Raw genomic sequence first — 21926 nt, 5'->3', positions numbered from 1 at the left:
TCCTCCGTTAAGTAAAAAGCTCAAGCCTTATCGATTCGATTTCAAAACAAAGATTCTTTGTTTCCCTGATTTTATCCAGATCCGTTCCTTTGTATTGAATCGACAGGCGTTCAATTTCCCTGACCGCCGGAACGGACAGTATTTCCATGCGGATTCCGCCGGTGTCCGGGCGTTCGCCGATCCTTTTTCTCTCGGCGGCACCGGTGAAAATGTCTATTATTTTTGCCCGGCAGGCTTGTGAACGCCCCGTGTCAGCGTCAAGCCGAACCATGCAGGAAACATTTAATGGCGCCAACAGCGCCTGCCGGATTTCCAGGCGCGTCGTCAGAAGGCAGTGAGGCTTGATTTCCTGATAGATCCGGCCGAGTTCTTCCGATGTCAGTCGTCCTTTCCGAAAGACGGTCAGGCGCAGCATGCCGCCGGTCTGTTCCGCGCGTGCCTTTTCGGGCCGCGGCGAAGAACTCAGGGCCAGCATTTCATAATCCCGGAAAGTCACTGCGCTTTTTACCTGCTGGAATTCCCGCACAAATTCCGCACTGCGCTGCGGAACCGGTTTTCCTTTGGTGCCCGGGGCGACTAAATTGAAGTAGGCGTTCAGAAAGCGGTCTCCGGTCTGATCAAGATAATAGATCTGAATTTCCGTCATTGCGGCCAGCAGCTCTAAAAGCATGATTCCGGTGTCCTGCGGATTGAAATCCGTCCACTTGTCCGTCAGGAGAGGAATTCGGGCGACGGCCTCCTCAAAAAGCCTGCGGTATTTTTTATCATCCAAAACAGGAAGTTCCATCATGCTGAAATCTCCACCTTTATTTTGACGGGGCCGGGAACGTCAAACGGACCCGGCGTGATTTCTTGAAGATCGGTGGTACGGCCGTTTTTTAAAACGGCCGCCGACAGGTCCGAAATCTGCAGCCTAGGGAAACCTTCCTCCAGAAACGACAGGATCTGGTCGAAGGTCGGAAGACGTCCGATTTCCCAGCCGTCGCCGCGCAAGCCGCCGCCGATTGGATCGAAAAAGGCGGTAAGCTTTTCTTCCAGCGTTTCAATTTCTTCGCCGATCGGCTGATCCTTTGCGCGAACGTTCAGGCTGCACCCCATCGGTACCGAAACAGCCCGCAAAATTTCGATTTGCGTTCCGGCCGTCCGCGCAGCTCCGCAGGCTCTAAAAAAAGGGAGCAGCGTGCGGCAGATTCTCGGAAAAACGACACGGCTGTCCGGAACATCCAGCAGTACCGCCAGCCGGACCGGCGTTCCGCCGATGCAGCGCGCCCGGTATATTTCAGGGCAAAGGTCGAGGGCCATAAGCTCGTAATCCTTCTCCGTAACCGCATGGCCGTGGGTGTAAAGCAGATTTTCAGCGCGGGACGCCAGTTCTTCGTCTTTTTCGCTGTCGTAACCATCCAGCACTGGAAATGGATTCCGTATGGATGCAATGTAGGGAATTTCCTTCCTCATTTTATTGATTGCACCAGCTGCGACGTTGGCCCGTTTCCCGTCTCCCGTGTCGTAAACGATGAAGATCACGTCGTCCGGCGTCGAAGCCCGATAAAATATCTGCGGAGGAAAATAGATTCTTCCGCTGCTGTGGTCGATTTTGTACAGGCCCTGCCGGAATTCACAGCCCGGCAGGAATTCTTTCCAAAGCTCCCATTTCCCGTCGTCGGCGGATTTCACAAACACCCACGTTTTGATCAGATTGCCGTGGGGGAGCTGAAGAATTCCGCTTTTCGGCAGGTTTTGGAGCGGGACACCCCTGCGGTGCCGGACCCTGTTTTCGACCCGTTGTGCGTTCAGATAAAATCCTTTGATCTTCAGCCCCTCGGAATTCGCCGGTGGAGTCATCCGGATCCAGTATCGCTCCGCGCCGAACAGAGATCTTTTTTGAACCGATGGAGGGGTAAGGAAAGAAATCAGCCCGCTGCGCCGCAGTCCGCCCGTTTCGTCGTCGACGGCCATTTTGACCCATCCGGTTTCGCCGAGGATTTCCATCGTCAGCTTTTCGTCCGCCTCCTGCGGCTCGTCCAATGCCGCGCACATCTGAACACGAAGATTGCCGGAAAGCCAGTCCAGTCCGAGGAACAGGGATTTCGACCGGCAGGGCGGCGCGGAAAAAGGCCGAACCGGAAAATCCGCGGGCAGCTCGGCCCGGTCGCCGAAATTAACGGTGCGAAAACGTTCCGGACGCAGCGGGCTTAAAAAGCGATAAGAAAACCGCGCGTTCTGAATACACGGCGTATGGACGCGGCGCGGCAGCCGATACAGCTCCCTGCATTCCCCGCAGCTCAGGCGCAGGAAATATCCCTTCCTGCCTCCATACTCCCCCAAGCTGATATCATCCGGGCAGTCGAAAACGAGCCGCAGCTCCCCGTCTTTTGAAAAGTCGTCCGCCGGCCCGCATTTCCCGGATACGGCGCGGAAGGATTTTCCGTTCCAGTACTCCCATTTCACCGAGGATGCGAAAGCTTCCTGGATTTCTTCTTTCGGCTTCGGTAAGGGCTTACGCATGATCCATTTGTAGTTGACCGTTTCTTCCCTCCGCTGCGGGTGCTCCTCCGTCGTTTCAACGGACAGCCGGAAACTCAGGGTGATTTCCGCGCCGTGTTTGGAAAGCGCCTCGCCGCAGAACACGCCGCATTCTTCGAACGGATGAAGAATCGGCCGGAACGGATAAAACCGGTTCCCGTCCAATTCACAGTCTCCCATCACCACGGCGTCCGGGCTCAGTCCGCTCTTTTCCGCGCATATCTCGATCTGTTCAAAGGACAAATCGCGGGCGGCTCCGTCCAGCAGCTCCAGACTTAAGCAGGCCAGCGGCTCTTTGCTGCGGAACCCATCCGCGGAAAGGATCAGTCCGCCGTTTTCTTTCGGTATCACGCGCACGGATTTCCCCAAAGCGCCGTCCGGCTCCGGGGACCAATCCGTCAGGCTCCAGCGGAACCGCACAGGGTCGGCGAGCGCCCCGGCGGGCAAAGGTGGATCTCGCAGGCGGACATTCATAGAAAGAGCGACGTCCAGATTTTCCCCTTCGCCGCCCAATACGTTGCGAAAGGCCATGTCGAACCGGTGGCGCCCGTCCGGTTTTGCCCCGCACCATGGCTCGAACGCTTCGGGCGACGGGTCCCGCACGTCCGAATACACGCGGCAAGCCGTATCGGCAGCACAATCAGCCCAAAGGATATCCCGGATCGACGACGGCACAACCCAGAAATTCCATTTGGTTCGGAATCCTACCGATTCCCCGCCGTCCTCGGGCACAGCGGTCAGCACGGTCCCTTCCGGAATTTTGACTGGGCAGCCATATCCTTTCACCACCTGAAAAACGACAAAAGTATTGGCCACCTGCGCGGGAAAATGAGCGGCCTGAAGACAATTCAGAAAGGCGATGCGGTGCTTTTCCGGGGTCCGGTTCAGGCGTTCCGCCGTTTCTGACCAAAAATACGAATAAAGCGTAAAAAGCGTATTGGCGAGGCCCTTTGGGTCGGAAAACGTGATCCCCGAATCCCCGGCGGATTTTTTCACTTCGGCCAAAAGCTCTTCACGCGATTCTGAAACGATAAGAGGCATTTCCCCCTTCTCTTTCATCTTCCACCCCCCTCTTCCAGATAAAATGGAAAGACGAGATTGTCCGGACGGTTGGTGGCGCGTACGGTATAGGAAACCGTGAGAATAACCTTTCCCCTCGAAAGCTCAGAATCGTCGACAGCCGCGCTCACATGATCCACCCGATGCTCCCAGCGGCAGACTGCCTGGACGATCTCGCTGCAAAGTAGATGGCGGCAGGTTTCGCCGGGCAGATCGAACACATAATCCCACAGGCGGCTTCCGAATTCCGGTAGCATCGGCCGCTCCCCCTGACGCGTCATCAGAATCACATAGATTGCCTGCCTGATCTTTGCTTCCCCATTTTCCGGCTCGATTTCCCCGTCGGCTATTCGAAGCGGAAACGGGAAGCCTCTGCCTAAAAATCCATTCTCCATAGAAATGCCTTTCACCGATTAATTGATCTTGGTTATGCTGCCCTTGATGGTCATAATTCCCTGCGAACTGATTTCCACCATGGAACCGGAAAGCGACGTTTTCGTCCCCTGAACCGTCAGTTCCCCGCTGCTTTTAGCCGAAATGGCGCTTGCCTTCCACTGCAGATTCTCACCGTTTACGGTAATTCCTCCATCCGAACCCATCATCACGGACGAACCGCCGGTTTTCAGTAAAATCTTTTCTTTTGCACTGATTTCCGCCGTACCGTCCGCGTCGCTGATTTTTACCTGATTTTCACCCGCTGAAATTGCGGCGGTTCCATCCTTCTCCGAAAAGATCATCGAGATTTTTTTCGGCGTTTTTACCGAAATGCTCTCTTCGCCCTTTTCGTCGGAGATTTCAATTAAGTTTCCTCCGGCGGTTACGATCCGCTTGTACGCGTTGGTTTCGTGATACGAATCTGAAAGCATGCGGTCCTTTACCGTACAGAGGCTTCCCAGCACGAAAGGCCTGTCGAAGGAACCGTTCAGAAAGCCGACCACCACCTGTTCGCCGATTTCCGGCAGCGCGCAGATCCCGTAAGCGTCGCCCGAAAACGGAACGACGACTTTAACCCCGTCCAGAACGGCCCTGCCGGTTCCCTCGCAAATGAGTTCCACCTTGAGCAGCCCCTTATGGTCTTCGTCATTGTTCGCCAGAACGGTCGCCGGCAAAAATTCGTAAATTTTTTCGCTTTCCGGAGCAAACGGGTCCATTTTTATTCCATCCTTCCCGTAATCGTTGTCGTGAACTGCGTTTCGTCCATACGATGAATCACCGAGGTCAGATACAGGTTCCCGTCCAGTTTTGGGCTGAACCGGGTCAGGCTGACGGAAAAACCCGGCAGAAGTTCGGGCAGGCCGGTCAAACGGACGGATATTTCGCTTGCCATTTCACGCCTTCGCCTCATTTGCGCCTCGGCCAGTTCCTGCGCCGCTTTGTCATCGCCGGCAGAGGAAAAAAACTCCGCGGAACGCTGCCCGATCAGGCGGCCGGCGTCGCTGCTCTCCGCAGCAATCGACTGCGTGTTCTCCGCCTTGCCCAGCGCGCGTTTTTTCTCGCCGTCCCTTTCGTCGTCGGAGCCGCCCCGTACCGTAACCGATTTGATATATCCGGCGGAACTCAGGGCGGCGTGGAACCGTTTGATTCCCCGGTCGGAAGAAAGCTCCAGAAGAACCGGGGCGGAGTCGGGCTTTTTTCGTAAGAGCAGCTTTCCCTTGCAGACGAAGAACTCCAGACCGAACCTTTGGGCCGTGCCGCACAGAAAGCGGTAATCGTCCGTCTGCGCCGGAGAAAACGGGATAGGATTGTCCAGTTCAGGAAGGCCGTCCGTTTCCGGGGAACCGCAGAGCACATTGTAGCCGCGGGCGTTTTCTCCTGAAAAAAAGCTCCGGATCGCCTGCCGGTAGGTCAGCCCCCCCGTTAAACCAAGTCGGCCGTTTCCCATCATGGCCCCTTTGACATCCATACACAGCAGGATCATCCGCGGCGGGTCTTCTTCTCCAAGCTCGTATTCCAGCCGGTAAAGGTAACCCTTGAAAACCGATTCGGTTACAATGTAGCCGAGTTCCACTTCCACGATGGAGCCGAGGGGCCATTCGTCTTCGCACAGGAACCGTGAGTTTTTGCGGTCGTAAACTCCGCCGAGCGTCACGGAACAGATTCCGGCGGAAAGCTCGGTCCCCGTGACGCACTCCACCGATTCGATCCGCCAGGCTGCGGCGGAAAGCGGACTCCCGTTCATGGAAACCTTAGCGGTCGGGGCCCGCCAGCCGTTGTATTTGGCTTCCAGCTGTTCGTATGTATACTGCGCCATGGATTCATTCCTTTCCGCCGGGCATGGCGGGGATGGTCAGGGTAACGGCGGGGGAAAGTTTTCTCGGATTCTCGATGCCGTTGGCCTTTGCGATGGTTCTCCAAAGCTCCGGCGAACCGTAGGCCTGATTCGAAAGCGACCACAGGGTATCGCCCTGACAGACAACCTTTGCCCTCGTTCTGTCCGGGGAGTTGTTGAAACCGGCGACGAGGTCTTCGTCGTTGCAGCCCTGGATACTGAGCGCAACTTTCGCGCGAACCGGAGTTCCGTTTTCGGCAAACATGGTAAATGTTTCCTGTATTGACAAAATGTCGCCGACAAAGGAAACCTTCCCCCATGAGAAACGAACGTGAGGGGGCGAATGCAAATCGGGTTCAATCTTAGTAAAGCCGCGCAAAAGCCGATATTGGTCGCGAACGTCTTTTTGTGAAGATTCCGCCGCTCCATATACGAACGTGTCAAACAACAGCTCGACTGACAGAGTCGCAGGCCCGCTTTGCAGGAATGCGTCGTCGGCCATCTGCCCGGAAGTTAGCCTTGAGTTCTTCTGAAACGTATTTGTCTGCGAAACGGAATAAGTATTTGGATTGAATTGCACGTTTAGAAAATCGCCTTGAACTTTTCTGCTCTTCGGGTCATACGCCGCGATAACGGCCTTCTCCACGGCAGCGCCCCCTTTGTCCTAAGTTCCATTTTTCCGATCTAGAGCCAAATACCCCTTCGTTCCTGATCCAGCCGCATACGCTTTTCCACCTGCTCCAGAACCTGCCCGGCAATTTTTTTCGCGTCCACACCCCGGCAGTCGTCCGGCTGCGGCTGCGCAGCGCTTTCCGCGTCCAGATGGATCTCACTGACCGAACGGGTATCCCGAACGGATTTTTCCCGGACGATATCCGTATAAAACGGTTCCCCCGCAGTTTCCGAAGCCGATTCCGCACGGGTCGGATTGTGCATGTGAACGGCGTAAAAGCTCCGGATCACATGGTACGGTTTCGCATTCAGATATGCCCTCATCCGATTCAGCCGCCTCTGGTTGGAACCGATGTTTTCCCCGCGTTCCATCAGCGTGAGCTCCCGGTCGATTTCTCGCTGCAATTCTCCGTCGATGATCGCTTGGGCCGCGGCACCGACGCTGCCCCAAACTGCGCCCGCCCGGTTTTCTTTCATCCGGGCATTTTGCCGGATCATTACCCTGACGGAAATATGATTGACGGTTTTCAGGTTATTCGTAATATTGGATGTAACTCTTTTGATATGGGATTCGGGTCCCCGCGCTGGATTTAGCAAGGACATACGGGCTCCGCTGAAATTTTTCCCCACGCGGCAGAAAAGCGGCTGAATCAGCGGCTTCAGGGCAATCGTGCCCGACCTGATCACCAGAATATTCGGTTTCATTCAGAATCCTCACACGTGAGCGTATCATAAACCACTTCGACCGTTTCCAGAAGGATGCCGCCGCCAGCCGCGTCAAGGTCGGAAACCTTCCATTTGCTGACCATCCACCCGTTCACACGGTATGTCTTGAGAATTTTGGTCTGAGAGCGGTCGTAGATACAGATGGTCATGAGCTGCTGCTGCCTTACGCCAAGCAGGCGGCTCATTTTTCGGTCCAGGTATTCTTCGCAGCAGCCCCTTTCAAAGATCAGCTTTTTCAGTTCGCTTTGAGGCCGGATCAGCGCGTGGGCATAGCCGTTCACGCCGCCTTCCGGAAAAGCCTCCAGATTGAGCGATTGCTCAATGCTGCTGACTTTGGACGCGCGAAAAACTCCTGATTCCGTGTCTACGATAAAATTAAAGCCGAGTAAAAGTCGGTCGGTCAATGTTTTTCCCATCGTTTCCTCCACTCCATTCAGTTGACTTCAAAGGGATTTTTCGGGCGTCCCGCCATACTGTCGTGAAGGTCGGAGATCTCGCGGCAGAAGCGGCGCCGTTCCTCGTGGGGCAGAACCAGAATTTCGTCGGCCGTCCAGTGAAGGTAGTAGGCAATAAACGTAATTTCCCGGTATAGCTCCCGTTCCGGGTAAACGCTTATTCCTCCCGTGTAAAATTTAGCGGTATCTCAAACTTTTCTCCGCACTGCGGGCATACCGCAGAAACCGTCCGGTCTTCCAGCCCGTTCAGGCGCTGATACATATCGTTCAGGAAGGCTAGGTCCCGCGCGAAAAGGCGCTCCACCACGTCGGTGCCGACCTCCTTCAGGGTACCCAGCCGGACAATAACCCTGCTGAGGATCAGAATGGTCAGGTAAGACGGGTTCTGCTGCACGCGGTAATCCTTCATGGGCAGAATTTCGTCCGCCGCCGTGGCAAGGCGCATCACGCCGTCCCGGTGAAGGGTTCCGGACTCGTCCACATAGCCGTCCGGCAGCGTAAATTCGTATTCCGTCATCAGAGACATATTCGGTCACTCCTTACTTTGTGCGGCTCAGCCCTTCATGGCAGAGCTCAACGCTTTCATACGCGTTTTCATTTTGCGACGCCTTGAAATCCGGCGCCGTGTATTTGGTCGGCCAGGCGTTCTCAAGCGTCCACTCCGCTTTAACCGTGGAGTTCTTTTCGTCCATCAGTTGTATGGTAACCTTTTTCTGCGTTACGTCGCCGCCCGCTGTCTTTGCGATCCAGTCGGAAAATTCCTTGCTGTCCGAAGAACCCCATTTCAGTGTTACATTGGAGTACTTCACCATACCGGGAATCATCTGCAACGACATGGTTTTCTGGTTTCCCTCCCGGTACTCGATATGCTGTACCTCGACATCCGCGGCGCTGACTTCGGAAAAACCGGCCTGCTTAAAGCCGTCGATCAGCACGGCGTAATTGTATTTTTTAAACGGATATGCCATTCTTCATTCCCCCTTTAACCATTCTGTTCCATAATCTGAGTGATTCGGAAGATGACAAATTCAGCCGGGCGCACAGGCGCCACGCCGATTACACAGACCAGTCGGCCGTTCAGAATATCGTCCTGCGTCATGGTGCTGCCTTTTCCGATATTGACAAAGTAGGCCTCCGCTTCCGTCGCCCCCATCAGCGCGCCGTTTCGCCAGAGTGTGCCGAGAAATGAGGCGATGCTGCCGCGCACTTTAGTCCAAAGAAGCTGATCGTTCGGTTCAAACACGGCCCAGCCTGTATTCCGGCGTATCGTCTCCTCAATATAGATAAACAGTCTTCGCACGTTGACGTATTTCCAGCTTGGATCGCTGGAGCAGGTGCGCGCACCCCATACACGGATGCCAAGGCCCTGAATATTCCTGATCAGGTTGACCCCGACCGGATTCAGCATGTCCTGCTCCGGTTTTCCGAATACGGTTTCCAGCCCGGTGCAGTTCCGAAGGACCTCATTAGCCGGCGCTTTATGAACCCCGCGCTCCGTATCGGTGCGCGCGTAAACGCCCGCCATGGTCCCGGAGGGCGGCATATAGACCGATTTCTTTTCCAGCGTTTCAAAGACCTGAACCCAAGGGTGGTACATCGCTGCAAAGGAACTGTCAAACTGTGCGCGGTACTGTTGCAGGTCGGTCACTTGATTCATACCGGACGGCATATCCAGAATACAGACGCGGTTTTCCATTTCCGCGCAGTGCGTTACGATCTCCTGTACCTCCGCCGGGTCGGTTGCTCCCGGGCAGACCAAAATGCTGACCTCCGCAACATCTTTCATGGCACAGAGTCCGCTGCGTCGGTTCGGGCCGTCATCCGTCCCCTTCAGAACAGCCGCGTTGATCTTGTCAGCGGGATTTTCTCCCTTTGCGCAGTCGCACCCGCCGGTCAAAGGTACGGTAACCCAATTCCCGTTTTTCTTGTCTTCTTCACTGTCCGGAAAGAGAGAATACAAATCCGGCACCTCTTCCGCTGGGGTGTATTCCGCCCTAACGAGAAGCGATTTTTCCAACAGGCGGACAAGATAGCCGTCCGATTTCGGGTCCATTGAGACATTTTCGTAGGATTCTTCAAATTCGGGGCTGGATACGAGCAAATTGCAGAGTTTGTCGTTGACAGGACTTCTTTTGCACGATACCCGAATGGAATCACCCCAGGCCCCTACGCTGGACGCCGTGATTTTCAGGGTACCGAGATCGGCCGCGGAAGCCTGCGCGCCGGTTCCATCCAAAAGGCGCATCACAAAGCACCGCGAGCCGCCGTTGGCGAAAAACTGCTCCACCGCCATCGGCAGGAAACGGCGCTGCCCATAGATTCCCTTCGGCAGGTATCCGCCGAAAATGCGCTGGAATTCCGCGAAGCTACCCACAAACTGCGGAACGCCGGTCAGCGGTCCTCTGGCGGTCATGCCCACGAAACCCACCGTACTGGTGCTGACCCCGTCCATCGGTTTGATCCCCGAATCGAATTCTTCCACATAGACTCCCGGTGATAAATATTCAGCCATTATTCCTCGTCTTTAACGGGGTCACTTCCCGCAAAGCTCTCTCCTTTCAATTTTTGAAATTAATATTCGACGGAAGATTGACCCGCCGTACTGATGGTGATGATTCCACCGTAGGAACAAATCAGTTTGCTTTCCTGCGTCAGTGCCGGAAACCCGCCAAACAAAAGAGTTGGATTACCGGGCACCCAGGGTGAAATGGTAACCGGTATGCACGGAGCCGGAGTCGGGACCCCCAAAGCCGCTGCCGTCGCCGCGGCCACCGTCGGGTTGGAGGGGCAGGTGCACATCCCGAACGGGCAGATGTTGATGAGCGGTTTATTATCCATGATATTTGCCGCGGGCATGCCGCCGCAAAAAACACGGCTTCCCGGCAAAACCGCCAGTACGGACGGTACCATGCCGAACGTGCATTGCAGCAGCGCGCCGTTTACGCCCCCCTGTCCCACATTACCCCTCCTCTACAATCAAACTGGAAAAATCCATGTTTTGGGGAATAATCAGGCGGCAGTTCCCGCTGTCGTCCCCTCTTCCGGGATAAATCCTGCAGGCCGTCCCGCCGGTGTAGTCTCCCTTCAGCTCGCTGAGAAAATAGCGATTGGGCGGCTGCTTTTCTAAGATTAAGGCCTGCTCCCGCACGTTATCACGGGAGAAGAGAAGACTTCCCCCGATAAATCCAGGGCGGGCATATAAGCATACCGTTTGCTTTTCCCGTTCATTTGTAAGCAGCCGTATCTCGCAGGAATTGTCCCGAATCCAGCTGATGCCTCCGGGCTTGGCTTTTGCGGTTACAATCTGCCACCCCACAGGCGGGTTGTACCGGCTGTCCGGATAAAGGCAGATGTGCCTGACCTGTCCGGTCTCAACATCCGCCGCTGCATTTTGGTATCCGGGGCATCGGATAGATACCGCACCGGGCGGCAGATCGACGAAAACATAAATTCCGCCCGGTTTCGGAAACGGATTCAGAACGCGCCCATCCATCCGAAATTCCGGCTCTGATTCCGGAGGGGCGGAATCGAACGGACGGTGCAGCACGAGCGCACAGGAAAATACAAGTTTCATACGTTTTCCACTTCTCCGCTAAACTCGCCGACGCGGTTCAGGCTTTCCGATTCTCCCGCCAGAAGGACTGGTCCGATTTGCAGATAGATTGCGGGGCGCAGCGGCTCGGAAAAGCCGTTCCAAAGCTCCTGACGTTGGTGTGAGTCCAATTTGGAAAACGCAATCTCTGCCGGAAGATCCTCTCTGTCCGCTTCCGCGTGGATCCCTGCGATGTCGATCGTCGGGCCGACAGAGAATTGTTGGATCAGCCTGCCGAACACCCGCTGCCCGGTCAGAGCGTCCAGCGGCATCTGCGCGTGTCGGCTGAAAAACAGGATGTACTGAAGGGAAAGTGCTTTTGCCGTTTTCCGGGACGAGGACTGCAGCAGAGACGCCGCGTCCCGCGGGAAATAATCGTAATGATCCTGAATCCCGTACAGATAAACGCAAAGCAGCGCCGTCTGGTTTTCCGAATTCGGCGACCCAAAGGAGATCTGTTCCCGGCTTTGAATCAGATTCGGGCAGACAGAATTTCGCACGGTGTCCAGCAGATATTTGCTTATGTCCGCAATAATGCCGTATCCGGCCATATCGCTCTCCTCCTATTCGTTTTTCTTGTCTTTTTCACAGAAGATGACCCACGGTACGCCGTCTTTTGTGCAGTCGCTTGTTCGATAAAAATAGGTGACTCCGTCCTTGTCAAAGCTTTTTCCAGTGAATTGGGCAGCTTCTGGAAGATTCAACGCTTCAAAAAGATGGTCTCCCCGGATGGTGGTCCTGGGCTGATAGCTTTGCCGGAAGGAAGAATGCGGAATACGGGCAAGCCGGGATTCCATCAGTTCCTCGAACCCGGTAATATTGTTTTTCACAGCGGACGGAGATTCGTTTTCCGGCATTTGCAAAGAAAAGAACCGCTCTTCAACCAGCAGGGTATTAACTACCAGATTATCCTCCGGCTTGGCGAACAAACTGCTGTCTGCTTCGCTTACTATTTCAGAAGACGTAGAAATGGATAATGTGTTTTTCATTGCTGGTCCGGATTGCGAAGAATCCGTTGAGTAATCGTACTTTGTAATAAACGCAAAGCCCAGTTCCTGATAGAGATACCCGACGAAACCGGAACCATAATAAATATCGGGCACTTCTTTTACTTCCGTCCGCAGCGTGGAAACCGGAATTCCCAACAGGCTCAGATAATCCACGGAGCCTTCATATACGGCGCCGCTGTACAGGAGCTGGCCCCTCGCATTGTAAATGGAACCGCTGGGGCCGGGCTTTCCCTGAATGAAATTGCCCTCGAACTGAAGGCGGGCGCCGCCGCCGGAATATAATTTTCCCTCTCCGTCGTAACAGTCGTTACGGAAGGCGCCTTCATAAATCTTAACGCCATCCGGCGTGGTCTGAATTCCCTGCCCGTCCCGTTTCCCCTGCGCAAAGCCGCCGGTATAAATCAGCTTGCCCTGCGTGTAAAGGGAACCCTGACCGCTGTAGAGGCCGTTTTCAAATCCGCCCTCATATACTTTGACACTGTTCGCGTACAGAGTTCCTTTCCCGCTGTAAGCCCCGCCCGCAAACTGTCCGGAATACAAAATGTTTTTTCCTTCGTACAGCGTTCCGGTTCCATCGTAAGCGCCATTCGCAAACTGACCGGAAAAAAGGACATTGCTTCCGGAATATAAAGTGCCGTTTCCGTTATATAAGCCGTTCAGAAAACCGCCTTCATATAGGAGCTGTTTTCCGATGTACAGGCTTCCCTGGCCGGAGTATTTCCCTTCGGAAAAATCGCCGGAATAAATCAGCGTCCCGTCCGACGGGGAATAAAGCTGCCCGCTGCCGGAATATTTTCCGCAGGCAACCTGCCCCGCATAGATTTTTTGATTTCCCTGATTCATCAGTACGACCGCCTGCCCCGAATAGAGCTTCAGCTTCGCATCCGATTCACGGAAAACCGGTACCGCGCCGGCCGGCTGGCGGCTGAAAAAGCAAATCAGCGCCACTGCCAAAACCGGGATCAGAACGGAAACGATGATCAGCAGCTTTTTATAAATCATCCATCTTCCGACGGTGACATAATCCTTCCACGAGGTCGGGTACGCAACAATTTTTTTCCAGAGCGCTTTCAGCAGTTTTTTCATGTCTCTTCCTCCGAGAGGACACAGGCAAGGGCGTTTGCCGAAATTTCCGGCAGGCCGTCGATGCTCGCGGCGATTTCAAAAACGCCGGCCCGGTCGGGCGCCATATAGATTCCGTCCGCGTCGATGGTTCCTCCGTCAGGATCCGCAACCCGGAACCGGCAGTCCCTCCCGGAAATACCGTTGTGAAAAATCGGCGTATATTTTACGGTCTGCCCTCTGCGCAGAAACGCGACCGATGGATTCAAAAGGAACTCCGCGCTTTCGGGAAAAGCGGATTCAGCCGGCTCCGCTTCCTGATTTTCGGGCTTGCTTTTTTCGTTTGGGATCGGTTCTTCTTCCTCAGGCGTCTCTCCCCCGTCCTCCATTTTCCGCGCGTACCAACGCAGACGCAGCAGCCCGTTCTGAACGGAATGCGGCCGCACCACGGCAATGAAGCTCCCGCGCTCCGGGAACAGTTTGACCGCCGTTCGCAGGGGGCAGCCGAACAGCTCCGAATTCCCGCTGATTACGCAGCCGGAATCCCCGTCGCCGTCCAACACGGCTGTTATGACGGAGATATTCGCGCCCGGCCCTAAGCCGTGGGATACCTCCCGGGAATAAAAAGCACCTTCATAGTCCGGAATGCGGTCAAGGTTGACCGACAGTACCCCGCTCGCCGCAGTCTTCGTTTCGTCCTTCACGGAAAACAGAGCGGGCCGGAACGTGCGGCTGCAGGGATTCAGGTCCGCGATCACGGGCAGCCCGTCCCGCGGCGCAATCCGCACTTCCGCAAGCTCAACGCCGTCAGCCGGAACTTCGAGCGCGGAGGCTATTTGCAGGGATTCCTGAATCCGGTTCGGAATAACAGGGTGGCTTCCGTCCGGCAGGGGTAAAACAGCCGCTTCGCCCACGGCCGATTCGTCATACCGGACATAAATTCGGAGCCACCCTTCAAAATGATCTGTTGACGGAAGTAATTCGTCCGCTTTTTTTCGGACTGTCCGCGGAAGATAAATTTCACGCCCGGCGAAATCCAGCGCAAGGCCGGCGCCGATCGTCAGCACCGTCCCATCGTCGTCCGTTCCCAGCGAAAAGCCGTTTACGACTCCGGATCCTATGGCCAAACGGTTCAGCAGCCTGCGCTTTTCCACATGGTACGCCTGCTGCTGCTCCTGATCCTCGGCGGTCAGAAGCATGCCCTTTTCATATCTGTTTCGCTGAAAAAATTCGTTCTCCATAGGTTACCTCGTGAAATTTACGTTTTATAACAGCATTTTACGGAAAACTGTCGATTGAAATAGCAGGATGAATCTTCTATAATGAAAGCAAAGATCGGGCCAAACCAAAAGGGGGATTTTTTTATGGCGGCACGGGACGGGTACCATTCTAACTGGCAGAACCTAATGGATGCCATCGGGATATGCAAGCAATGCGTGTCTCTGATGGATTCCGACAATCCGGAACCGGTTCGGAGCCGGATCGCCGAAGCGGTCCGTGAAATCAGGGAACGTGAACAGTCTTCGGAGCCGTATCTGACCTTGCCCGCGCTGAGGGAAGCGCTTGCGCTGGAGGGATGCGGGTGGTTCTGTGTCGTCCTTGCCCTGTGCTGCGAACTGGACGGCGGCCTGCGCAACAGCGTCCAGAGCCTGACGGGAACTCCCGTGCCGAATTTCGACTTTGCCTGCGGCGTCTATTCCCAATTTTCTTCGGAAGGCAGGATCGACGAGGGTCTGAACGCCGCCGATGCGGAACACTCCGTCCTGCGTTACCTGTTCTGCCTGGAAAAGGGAAGCGACGCGGTTCAGCCGCTTCTGTTCACCCCGCTGCTGCTGCGAAGGAACGTGCTTCGGTTTTTGCTGAACGGGAACGTGCAGGATGGCCGGAACCGCCGCCTGTTTCAAGATCATGCCGACGATTTTCTGCCGGTTCGGAATGAATTGCTGGAATCCGCCGAAAACGCGCTTCGAAAAATGATGCGCGGGGAAAATATTCTTCTCTATGTAACCGGCCGCGCGGGAAACGGAAAAAGGATCTTTGCCCGCCGCGCCGCCGCAAGAACGGAGCGCCCGTGCCTGTTTTACCAGTGCGGAGGAGAGCCGGACGAAGCGGAGCTTTTCGCGCGTTCCTGTGAATGCGCGCTGGACGCGGTGCTTTCCAACAGCGTGCTGTGCGTATGCGGATATGGTCCGGATTGCGCGAAAGAAGCGCAAGCTCTGTTCCGGCAGCTCCCGGACCGGGGAATTCCGTGCCTGATCCTCAGCGACCGGGAAGACTGCCCCGCGCCGGAAATTGAGGGAAAAACGGTTTTGCATCTGACCACCGGCTTTCTGAACGGAAAAGATTATGAAACCGCGCAAAGTTATTTCTGCGGGAAGTACGGAATCGAACCGTCGGAAGCGCCGGATTACTTCCGGATGACCTTCCGGCAGATCGAAACCGCGTGGCTTGCCGCCGAAGAGCATTGCCGCCGGGAGGGACGCGGGAAGATCGGCGGCGGGGACTTTGCTTTTGCGGTGCGCGCGCAGGAAAAAGAGATTTCCGGCGCCCTGAATGTGGAAAGCGGCGCGAAAATGGACGATCTGATTGTCACGGACGAAACGAGGAATCGGCTGGAGCTGCTCTGCGGCTGCATCGAATCCAACCGCGAAGCGGAAAAGCGGGGGGATTCCGGCGAAAACAAGGGCGTGATCGGCCTGCTTTACGGCCCATCCGGAACCGGAAAGACGATGGCCGCCTCCGCCATCGCAAATAAACTGGGGCTGGAACTGCTGAAAATCGACCTTTCCCGCGTGCTGGACAAATACATCGGCGAAACGGAAAAGCGCCTGGCGGAAATCTTTGAGGCGGCGAAGGAGCGGAGCTGCATCCTGTTTTTCGACGAGGCCGACGCGCTGTTTTCCCGCCGCACGGAGGTAAGCTCCTCCAACGACCGCTACGCGAACGTGGAAACGTCTTACCTGCTGCAAAGCATCGAGCAGTACGGCGGGACGGTTCTCTTGGCCACGAATCTGTTCAAAAACTTCGACGAGGCGTTTCTGCGCCGCATTACGGTTCTGGCGCGCTTTTCCATGCCGGACGAGGCGCAGCGGCTTCTGCTGTGGAAACAGGCGTTCCCGGGGGATTGCTCCGATTTAGACTTGAAGACATACGCGCGGGAACTGGAGCTTTCCCCGGCGACGATCCACGCCGCCGCGCGGCTGGCCCGCATGGCCGCGAAAGCGCGGGGCGGGCGGGTTACGGATGAGTTGATGACGGAAGCGCTCAGGAATGAGGCGGAGAAGGAGGGACGAAATTTCTCGCTTTTTTAATAGTAATCGGCATCTTTAACTCAGATTTAATTTTTCGAAATCGGCAATAAATTGTCGCACAAATTCATTATTTTGCTCATCTTTTGCGTTCGTCCGTATACTTTTTATAGTATCATTAATGAATGTCAACATATATTCCAGCACAACCGCAGTTGTTTGACTAGATGGCAATTGCACCCATTTCCTATTTTGGAAAATTTCAACTGACTTAATTTTATGTTGCTCTTCAAGTTCGGAAATTTCTGCTAATGTTCGACTCATTCCTTCAAAAATTCCTTTAAAAAGAGGCGATATTTTTTCTGGCATTTTTTTAAATAATTCCTTAAATTTACCATATCTTGATTTTGTGTCTGATCTAAATTCTAATTGTTTTTTGTAAGTTAATCTTACGTATTTAATACCATTGTCACATGTAATTCTTAAATATTCTTTCCACAAATCTTCGTCATCGGGTAATAAATCTTTGAGGTAAGAGTTTTCTGTCAAAAGAATATTGTGTAAATCCATCAGGAATACTTGTGATCTGTTCAATTTATACACTTCATCAAATTCAGCTTCGCCTAATTGTTTAGGTTGATTACTGTGTCCCATTTCATGTTTAGCCGTACGATCAATAAAGGCCTTATCGGAATAAAATAATGCAGGTGGGTGGGGAATAAATGCACAAGTACAGGAATCTAATTCACTTAATAGGTCACTGCTTGTTACATAGTTATTTTCTGACATGACTTTTCTCAGAAAAATTGCAGCTTCTATCTCGCTATTCTCATTCCCATATGTTACTATGATAATACTATTTTTGCCATCATCGCTTTTAGCTATGCTTTTATTCAAATCAATGACGAAAAACGGGACATTGGTTTCGGATTTTAGAAATTGACTTAAATCATTATATTGAGGTTGAATTTCAAAATTGATTTCAAGTGCTTGCTGGGGTTGCGGCAGCACTGTTATTCGTTGTGCTTGCTGTGGAAACAATATTTCTTGTTTCGCCTGAGGTGCAGTGTCTTGCGCTGCACCAGCCGGTGGTTGCTGTATTGCTGTGGGATAAAGCAAATCAGGCACAAATTGATAACTCCGGTATATCGGTTTTTTTTCGTACTTCACCCGACCTTTCATTTTTTTCCGCTGTGGTGCTTTAATCTTGCTAGCTTCCTTTAAAGTTGGAAAATCTCTCTCTGGCAATTTTCTTTCTCCTTTAAAATTTTTCGATAGAGAGCCATCAGAATATCCCGATCTGTCTGGTGGAATCGCCCCTCGGCCGGATTCCGGTTTTTACATCGACCCTTACCGACGCGTGGGTCAGGAGTTTGTTTTTATTGTCGTACACGTCGAACATGATGTACGCCGTGCCAAGGCCGTTTCCGGTGACTTGATAATTGCCGTTTTTCAGCTTTGCAACGGTTGCGGTTTTATCGCTTGTTGAATAAACTTTTACGGTCATTGCCTTGCTTCCGGTCAGCTTTACGCCAATCTGATACTTTCCTCCGACGGGCATCTGATAGTTCTTCGTGTCCAGTGTGATTGAGTTGCCGGTCCCCGCAACGACGTAATAGCTGAAATGGTTGGTACTGAAAACAAGGTATCCGTCCTGCACTGTTGCGCCGAGATCGGTAAACGTGCCGGTTGATTCCTCATAGCGGAACACATGCGGCGTGCCGTGAATTCCCGCCGGAAGCGGAATCTGTACTGTAACGCTGCCGGTGAAGGAAGCCGAGTTTCCACTTTGATCAAGCAGCTTGATGTTGTAAAGGAGCGGGGTGCCGATGATGTTCAAAGCTGTGTCTGATATGGCATATTTGTAAACAGCCGCACCCTGCGGGTCGGCCGTGCCTCCCGAAACCTCTTGGGGAGCGCCGGTTGACGTTTCCGGAGTAACAGAAAGCGAAGCACCGGTTACGCTGGGCGGGAACGTTGCGCCGGAAAGATCAGCCTGCGCGCCGGTGAAAGCGTCTGTCAAAGTGGATGGCAGGGATGGAGTGGAAGTACTTGAAGAATGGCTTCCCGATGAGGACGAGGAAGACGAAGAGGCCGCGCGCGTGATTTTCATGGTATACGTTTTTGCCGTTGTTCCGTCCTGTGCGGTAACTTTGACATAAACCGTATTGACGCCCACGTTCAAACTCACGATTTTATTGGAAATTTCAGTTTGGCAGCCCTGATCGTTATATAGTTTCCATGTTGCGCCCGCGCTGACCGTCACGCTTACGGGCAAGCTGGCCGTGCCGCTGCCGACCGAGGCCGTGACGTCCGCGCCGCTTACCGCCGCGCCGGATGGGCTCGTAAAGCCGGTAATATCACAGGCGGAAGAGGCCGCGCGCGTGATTTTCATGGTATACGTTTTTGTCGTCGTTCCATCCTGTGCGGTTACTTTGATATAGGCGGTATTGTCGCCCTCTTTCAAATCCACGGTTTTATTGGAAATTTCAGTTTGGCAGCCCTGATCGTTATATAGTTTCCATGTTGCGCCCGCGCTGACCGTCACGCTTACGCTGTTTCCGATGTCTGCGCCTCCGAGAATGTTGTCGGTCGTTTCGGTGCTTTCCGCGGTAACCGTGCCGCCGGATATTGTGATTGTGCCGCCGTTTCCACTGTCGGTATGGGAAGAATATTCACTATTCTGCATATTGTTGTAGGGGATTCCTCCGCTGCCAATGGCCGCCCCGTCGGTCGGAACTTGTAAAATATTGTCCATACTGCCGTTTTCCCAAGTGGCATGATACAAATAGCCGAAACCGTTAATATATTTGTAATAGATGTGGTAAGTTTGCCCGCCCTGAGAAATCGAGCCGCCGTATTGAAGGCCATAATTGCCAAAATTATCATTCTTCGGGGCGTTGGACAGATATTCCATTGCTGCGCCTCCGCTTTTCGCGGTCACAGTGCCGCCGGAAATGGTGATGGTGCCGCCGCTTCCGCCTGTGTCGATTCCTCCGGCGCCGCCGATTCCCGCACTGCGGAGTAAGGTGTGGGATCCACCAGAATTGGCTAAAGCGGTGCTTCCGATCGCCGTGACCGTCCCGCCGCTGATGGAAACGGTTCCGCCGGAACCGCCGCCCGAATAGCGCCCGCCGCCGCCGATCCCCGCTCCGCCGAATATGTCTTCACTCGAACCATGAAAAGCACCCTCAGTACCGCCGTTCGCGGTCACCGTGCCGCCGTGAATCTTAATGGTGCCGCATCCATAGCCATACTTTTGAAATAAATTCTCTTGATCAATGTTTGCACCGCCGCCGATTCCCGCCGCGCCCAAACCGCCGGTCGCTGTCAGGCTGCCGTTGCCGTCAATATTCAACGTCTGTCCGCCGTCTACCTGCAACCCGGCAAAACAGCTGCCGCTTTTTAGGTAGTTGCTGTCTTTCAGCGTCAGATTCACCGCAGGATAATCATGGTGGCCATAAAAATCCGACAGGCAGAGCGCGCAGTGCTTCGCTGTGTTGGAGATGTCGTTGGTCTTCGAAAGAGGGTCCGTTACATTGGAAACATCAATGTTTACGCCGTCCAGCGCCAGGTTTACGGGATACGGGGTACCAACGTCCATAATCGTATTCGTGGTAGAGTTTGTGCTGCTCTGACGAATGATAATGGTAGCATTCGAATCAAAACAATGATAAATGCCATCACCAAACGTATATGCATTATAATCGTATGCAGTAAACATGATACTGCCGCTGTCAAGGTCCAGAACAATCTGGCTGTCGTGAAGATGGGATTCGTCCATAGTCGGCTGATCTGCGTAAACGCCTACGGTGTCCAGCGAAAAAATGCTGCACACCAGCGCAAAACACAGTAAGAAAGAAAGCGCTTTTTGACCGACCGTATTTCTGCTCATGTTGCTCTTCTCTCCTCGCATTTCAAGGAAATTGGTTTGCTGCCCTGCGATAATTTCCTTGTTTCATATGATAGCGGACGCCTCTGACAGGATTCTAACAAGATGCCGCCATTAATAAAGGGATTTTGTTCGCCTTCCGGCTAAAACACGCCGATCTGCCTGGTGGAATCGCCCCTCGGCCGGATTCCCGTTTTCACGTCCACCCGTACGGACGCGTGGGTCAGGAGTTTGTTTTTATTGTCGTACACGTCGAACATGATATATGCCGTGCCAAGGCCGTTTCCGGTGACTTGATAATTGCCGTTTTTCAGCTTTGCAACGGTTGCGACTTTATCGTTTGTCGAGTGGAATTTTACCGCCGCGGCTTTCGTACCGGTCAGCTTCACGCCGATTTGGTACTTGCCGCCGACGGGCATCGAATAATCCTTTGTGTCCAGCGTGATCGAATCGCCCGTGCCCGCGACGACGTAATCGCTGAAATGGGTGGTCTGGAATACGAGGAAGCCGTTTTCCACGGCCGCGTTCATGTCTGTCAGCGTACCGTTTGATTCGTACCGGAATACGCGCGGCGTGCCGCGCAGGTCCGCGGGAAGCGGAATCCTGACCGTGGCGCTGCCGGTAAAGGAAACAGGGTTTCCGCTTCGGTCCAGCAGCCTGATGTTCAAGAGAAGCGGCGTTCCAATGACGTTAAGGGCCGCGTCTGATAAGGCAAGGCTGCAAGCCGCCGCGCCCTGCGGGTCGGCCGCGCCTCCCGGAGTCCCCGTCGGAGCGCCGGAGGCGGTTTCCGGGGTAACGGAAAGCGAAACGCCCGTCACCCACGACGGGAAGGTTACGTCCGAAAGGTAAACGGTGATATGCGTCGGGACATCCGTCAGCGAAGAGGGCAGAGAAGGAACGGAAGCACTTGAAGAATGGCTTCCGGATGACGGTGCCGCCGCGACCGTCACCGCCACCAGAATGCCGCCGACCGTATTGTAATCCGCCGTATCCGTCGGCGTGAAAATCACCTCGTAGCTTCCGGAGGCCGTTACCGTCATATCCGGATGCGCCCACGCGAATGTGCCGGATATTTGCTTGCCGTTCGCCGCCGCGACGCCTCCCGTCAATACGGACGCGGATAGCTTCTCGCCCGCTTTGACCGGCGAGGCCGTCGGGGCCGTCTGGATAGCCGGCGTTATTTTTCCCCCGGATACCGTCACCGCCACCGGAATGCCGCCGACCGTATTGTAATCCGCCGTATCCGTCGGCGTGAAAATCACCTCGTAGCTTCCGGAGGCCGTAACCGCCGTATCCGGATGCGCCCACGCGAATGTGCCGGATATTTGCTTGCCGTTCGCCGCCGCGACGCCTCCCGTCAATACGGACGCGGATAGCTTCTCGCCCGCTTTGACCGGCGAGGCCGTCGGGGCCGTCTG

General features: G+C 54.3%; 20 protein-coding genes and 1 pseudogene. 1 reads left to right on the top strand and 20 read right to left on the bottom strand.

Annotation, left to right across the window (positions count from 1 at the left end; all coding sequences use genetic code 11):
• Positions 1–7 precede the first annotated feature (7 nt).
• From CAFE_RS00105 to CAFE_RS00030, 17 genes are read right to left on the bottom strand one after another with little or no spacing between them, the layout of a single operon-like run.
• Complete coding sequence (locus tag CAFE_RS00105) at positions 8–790, bottom strand: hypothetical protein (protein WP_156989439.1); 783 nt, start codon at positions 788–790, stop codon at positions 8–10.
• Positions 787–3582: a baseplate J/gp47 family protein gene (locus tag CAFE_RS00100; protein ID WP_156989438.1), complete on the bottom strand. Its 2796-nt coding sequence runs from the start codon at positions 3580–3582 to the stop codon at positions 787–789. Before CAFE_RS00100 ends, CAFE_RS00105 begins: the two co-directional genes overlap by 4 nt.
• Positions 3579–3977, bottom strand: a complete 399-nt coding sequence (locus CAFE_RS00095) for a GPW/gp25 family protein (protein ID WP_066643752.1) — start codon at positions 3975–3977, stop codon at positions 3579–3581. The genes CAFE_RS00100 and CAFE_RS00095 overlap by 4 nt, the downstream gene beginning before the upstream one ends.
• Positions 3978–3995: 18 nt before the next feature.
• On the bottom strand, positions 3996–4733 hold the full coding sequence (locus CAFE_RS00090; protein ID WP_156989437.1) for a phage baseplate assembly protein V: 738 nt from the start codon (positions 4731–4733) through the stop codon (positions 3996–3998).
• Positions 4734–4735: 2 nt separating this feature from the next.
• Complete coding sequence (locus CAFE_RS00085; protein WP_156989436.1) at positions 4736–5833, bottom strand: phage late control D family protein; 1098 nt, start codon at positions 5831–5833, stop codon at positions 4736–4738.
• 4 nt (positions 5834–5837) lie between these two features.
• Positions 5838–6497 carry a CIS tube protein gene (locus tag CAFE_RS20260; RefSeq protein ID WP_156989435.1) on the bottom strand — a complete coding sequence of 220 codons (660 nt, stop codon included), beginning with the start codon at positions 6495–6497 and terminating at the stop codon, positions 5838–5840.
• A gap of 38 nt (positions 6498–6535) precedes the next feature.
• Positions 6536–7228 (bottom strand): hypothetical protein, encoded by a 693-nt coding sequence (locus CAFE_RS00075; RefSeq protein WP_156989434.1) that lies wholly within the window; start codon positions 7226–7228, stop codon positions 6536–6538.
• Complete coding sequence (locus tag CAFE_RS00070) at positions 7225–7665, bottom strand: phage tail protein (protein ID WP_156989433.1); 441 nt, start codon at positions 7663–7665, stop codon at positions 7225–7227. The genes CAFE_RS00075 and CAFE_RS00070 overlap by 4 nt, the downstream gene beginning before the upstream one ends.
• Before the next feature lie 17 nt (positions 7666–7682).
• On the bottom strand, positions 7683–7820 hold the full coding sequence (locus CAFE_RS20555) for a DUF6760 family protein (protein WP_407926882.1): 138 nt from the start codon (positions 7818–7820) through the stop codon (positions 7683–7685).
• A gap of 41 nt (positions 7821–7861) precedes the next feature.
• On the bottom strand, positions 7862–8230 hold the full coding sequence (locus CAFE_RS00065; RefSeq protein WP_156989432.1) for a phage tail assembly protein: 369 nt from the start codon (positions 8228–8230) through the stop codon (positions 7862–7864).
• Between the two features lie 13 nt (positions 8231–8243).
• A complete protein-coding gene (locus CAFE_RS00060) occupies positions 8244–8672 on the bottom strand; it encodes a phage tail protein (protein ID WP_066643760.1) in 429 nt (142 codons plus the stop codon).
• Between the two features lie 14 nt (positions 8673–8686).
• The gene (locus tag CAFE_RS00055) at positions 8687–10216 is read right to left on the bottom strand and encodes a phage tail sheath family protein (protein WP_156989431.1); all 1530 of its coding nucleotides are present in this window, start codon (positions 10214–10216) and stop codon (positions 8687–8689) included.
• Between the two features lie 59 nt (positions 10217–10275).
• Entirely contained in the window at positions 10276–10662 is a 387-nt protein-coding gene (locus CAFE_RS00050; protein WP_330593674.1) for a DUF4280 domain-containing protein, read from the bottom strand.
• 1 nt (position 10663) lies between these two features.
• On the bottom strand, positions 10664–11278 hold the full coding sequence (locus CAFE_RS00045) for a hypothetical protein (protein WP_156989430.1): 615 nt from the start codon (positions 11276–11278) through the stop codon (positions 10664–10666).
• The gene (locus tag CAFE_RS00040) at positions 11275–11847 is read right to left on the bottom strand and encodes a Pvc16 family protein (RefSeq protein WP_156989429.1); all 573 of its coding nucleotides are present in this window, start codon (positions 11845–11847) and stop codon (positions 11275–11277) included. Before CAFE_RS00040 ends, CAFE_RS00045 begins: the two co-directional genes overlap by 4 nt.
• A gap of 12 nt (positions 11848–11859) precedes the next feature.
• The gene (locus CAFE_RS00035; protein ID WP_156989428.1) at positions 11860–13392 is read right to left on the bottom strand and encodes an MORN repeat-containing protein; all 1533 of its coding nucleotides are present in this window, start codon (positions 13390–13392) and stop codon (positions 11860–11862) included.
• On the bottom strand, positions 13389–14609 hold the full coding sequence (locus CAFE_RS00030; protein WP_156989427.1) for a hypothetical protein: 1221 nt from the start codon (positions 14607–14609) through the stop codon (positions 13389–13391). The genes CAFE_RS00035 and CAFE_RS00030 overlap by 4 nt, the downstream gene beginning before the upstream one ends.
• A gap of 81 nt (positions 14610–14690) precedes the next feature.
• Between CAFE_RS00030 and CAFE_RS00025 the strand changes: the two genes are divergently transcribed.
• Positions 14691–16679 carry an ATP-binding protein gene (locus CAFE_RS00025; RefSeq protein WP_156989426.1) on the top strand — a complete coding sequence of 663 codons (1989 nt, stop codon included), beginning with the start codon at positions 14691–14693 and terminating at the stop codon, positions 16677–16679.
• A 15-nt stretch (positions 16680–16694) separates the two neighbouring features.
• Here the strand turns inward: CAFE_RS00025 and CAFE_RS00020 are convergent, their stop codons facing one another.
• The 3 genes and pseudogenes from CAFE_RS00020 to CAFE_RS19605 form a co-directional block, all read right to left on the bottom strand.
• Positions 16695–17864, bottom strand: a complete 1170-nt coding sequence (locus CAFE_RS00020; RefSeq protein WP_156989425.1) for a hypothetical protein — start codon at positions 17862–17864, stop codon at positions 16695–16697.
• Positions 17865–17901: 37 nt separating this feature from the next.
• Positions 17902–20511: a cadherin-like beta sandwich domain-containing protein gene (locus tag CAFE_RS00015; protein ID WP_156989424.1), complete on the bottom strand. Its 2610-nt coding sequence runs from the start codon at positions 20509–20511 to the stop codon at positions 17902–17904.
• Positions 20512–20651: 140 nt separating this feature from the next.
• Positions 20652–21926 (bottom strand): annotated as a pseudogene (locus tag CAFE_RS19605) (hypothetical protein); the annotation flags it as partial.

Origin of the sequence: Caproicibacter fermentans, assembly GCF_009746625.1 — a bacterium.
Taxonomy (GTDB): Bacteria; Bacillota; Clostridia; order Oscillospirales; family Acutalibacteraceae; genus Caproicibacter; species Caproicibacter fermentans.
This window is presented reverse-complemented; position numbering and strand designations above follow the sequence as displayed.

Bases quoted from the DNA above. Each gene is read 5' to 3' on its own strand.
- CAFE_RS00105 (WP_156989439.1), bottom strand. From the start codon at position 790: ATGATGGAACTTCCTGTTTTGGATGATAAAAAATACCGCAGGCTTTTT.
- CAFE_RS00100 (WP_156989438.1), bottom strand. From the start codon at position 3,582: ATGAAAGAGAAGGGGGAAATGCCTCTTATCGTTTCAGAATCGCGTGAA.
- CAFE_RS00095 (WP_066643752.1), bottom strand. From the start codon at position 3,977: ATGGAGAATGGATTTTTAGGCAGAGGCTTCCCGTTTCCGCTTCGAATA.
- CAFE_RS00090 (WP_156989437.1), bottom strand. From the start codon at position 4,733: ATGGACCCGTTTGCTCCGGAAAGCGAAAAAATTTACGAATTTTTGCCG.
- CAFE_RS00085 (WP_156989436.1), bottom strand. From the start codon at position 5,833: ATGGCGCAGTATACATACGAACAGCTGGAAGCCAAATACAACGGCTGG.
- CAFE_RS00075 (WP_156989434.1), bottom strand. From the start codon at position 7,228: ATGAAACCGAATATTCTGGTGATCAGGTCGGGCACGATTGCCCTGAAG.
- CAFE_RS00070 (WP_156989433.1), bottom strand. From the start codon at position 7,665: ATGGGAAAAACATTGACCGACCGACTTTTACTCGGCTTTAATTTTATC.
- CAFE_RS00065 (WP_156989432.1), bottom strand. From the start codon at position 8,230: ATGTCTCTGATGACGGAATACGAATTTACGCTGCCGGACGGCTATGTG.
- CAFE_RS00060 (WP_066643760.1), bottom strand. From the start codon at position 8,672: ATGGCATATCCGTTTAAAAAATACAATTACGCCGTGCTGATCGACGGC.
- CAFE_RS00055 (WP_156989431.1), bottom strand. From the start codon at position 10,216: ATGGCTGAATATTTATCACCGGGAGTCTATGTGGAAGAATTCGATTCG.
- CAFE_RS00045 (WP_156989430.1), bottom strand. From the start codon at position 11,278: ATGAAACTTGTATTTTCCTGTGCGCTCGTGCTGCACCGTCCGTTCGAT.
- CAFE_RS00040 (WP_156989429.1), bottom strand. From the start codon at position 11,847: ATGGCCGGATACGGCATTATTGCGGACATAAGCAAATATCTGCTGGAC.
- CAFE_RS00035 (WP_156989428.1), bottom strand. From the start codon at position 13,392: ATGAAAAAACTGCTGAAAGCGCTCTGGAAAAAAATTGTTGCGTACCCG.
- CAFE_RS00030 (WP_156989427.1), bottom strand. From the start codon at position 14,609: ATGGAGAACGAATTTTTTCAGCGAAACAGATATGAAAAGGGCATGCTT.
- CAFE_RS00025 (WP_156989426.1), top strand. From the start codon at position 14,691: ATGAAAGCAAAGATCGGGCCAAACCAAAAGGGGGATTTTTTTATGGCG.
- CAFE_RS00015 (WP_156989424.1), bottom strand. From the start codon at position 20,511: ATGAGCAGAAATACGGTCGGTCAAAAAGCGCTTTCTTTCTTACTGTGT.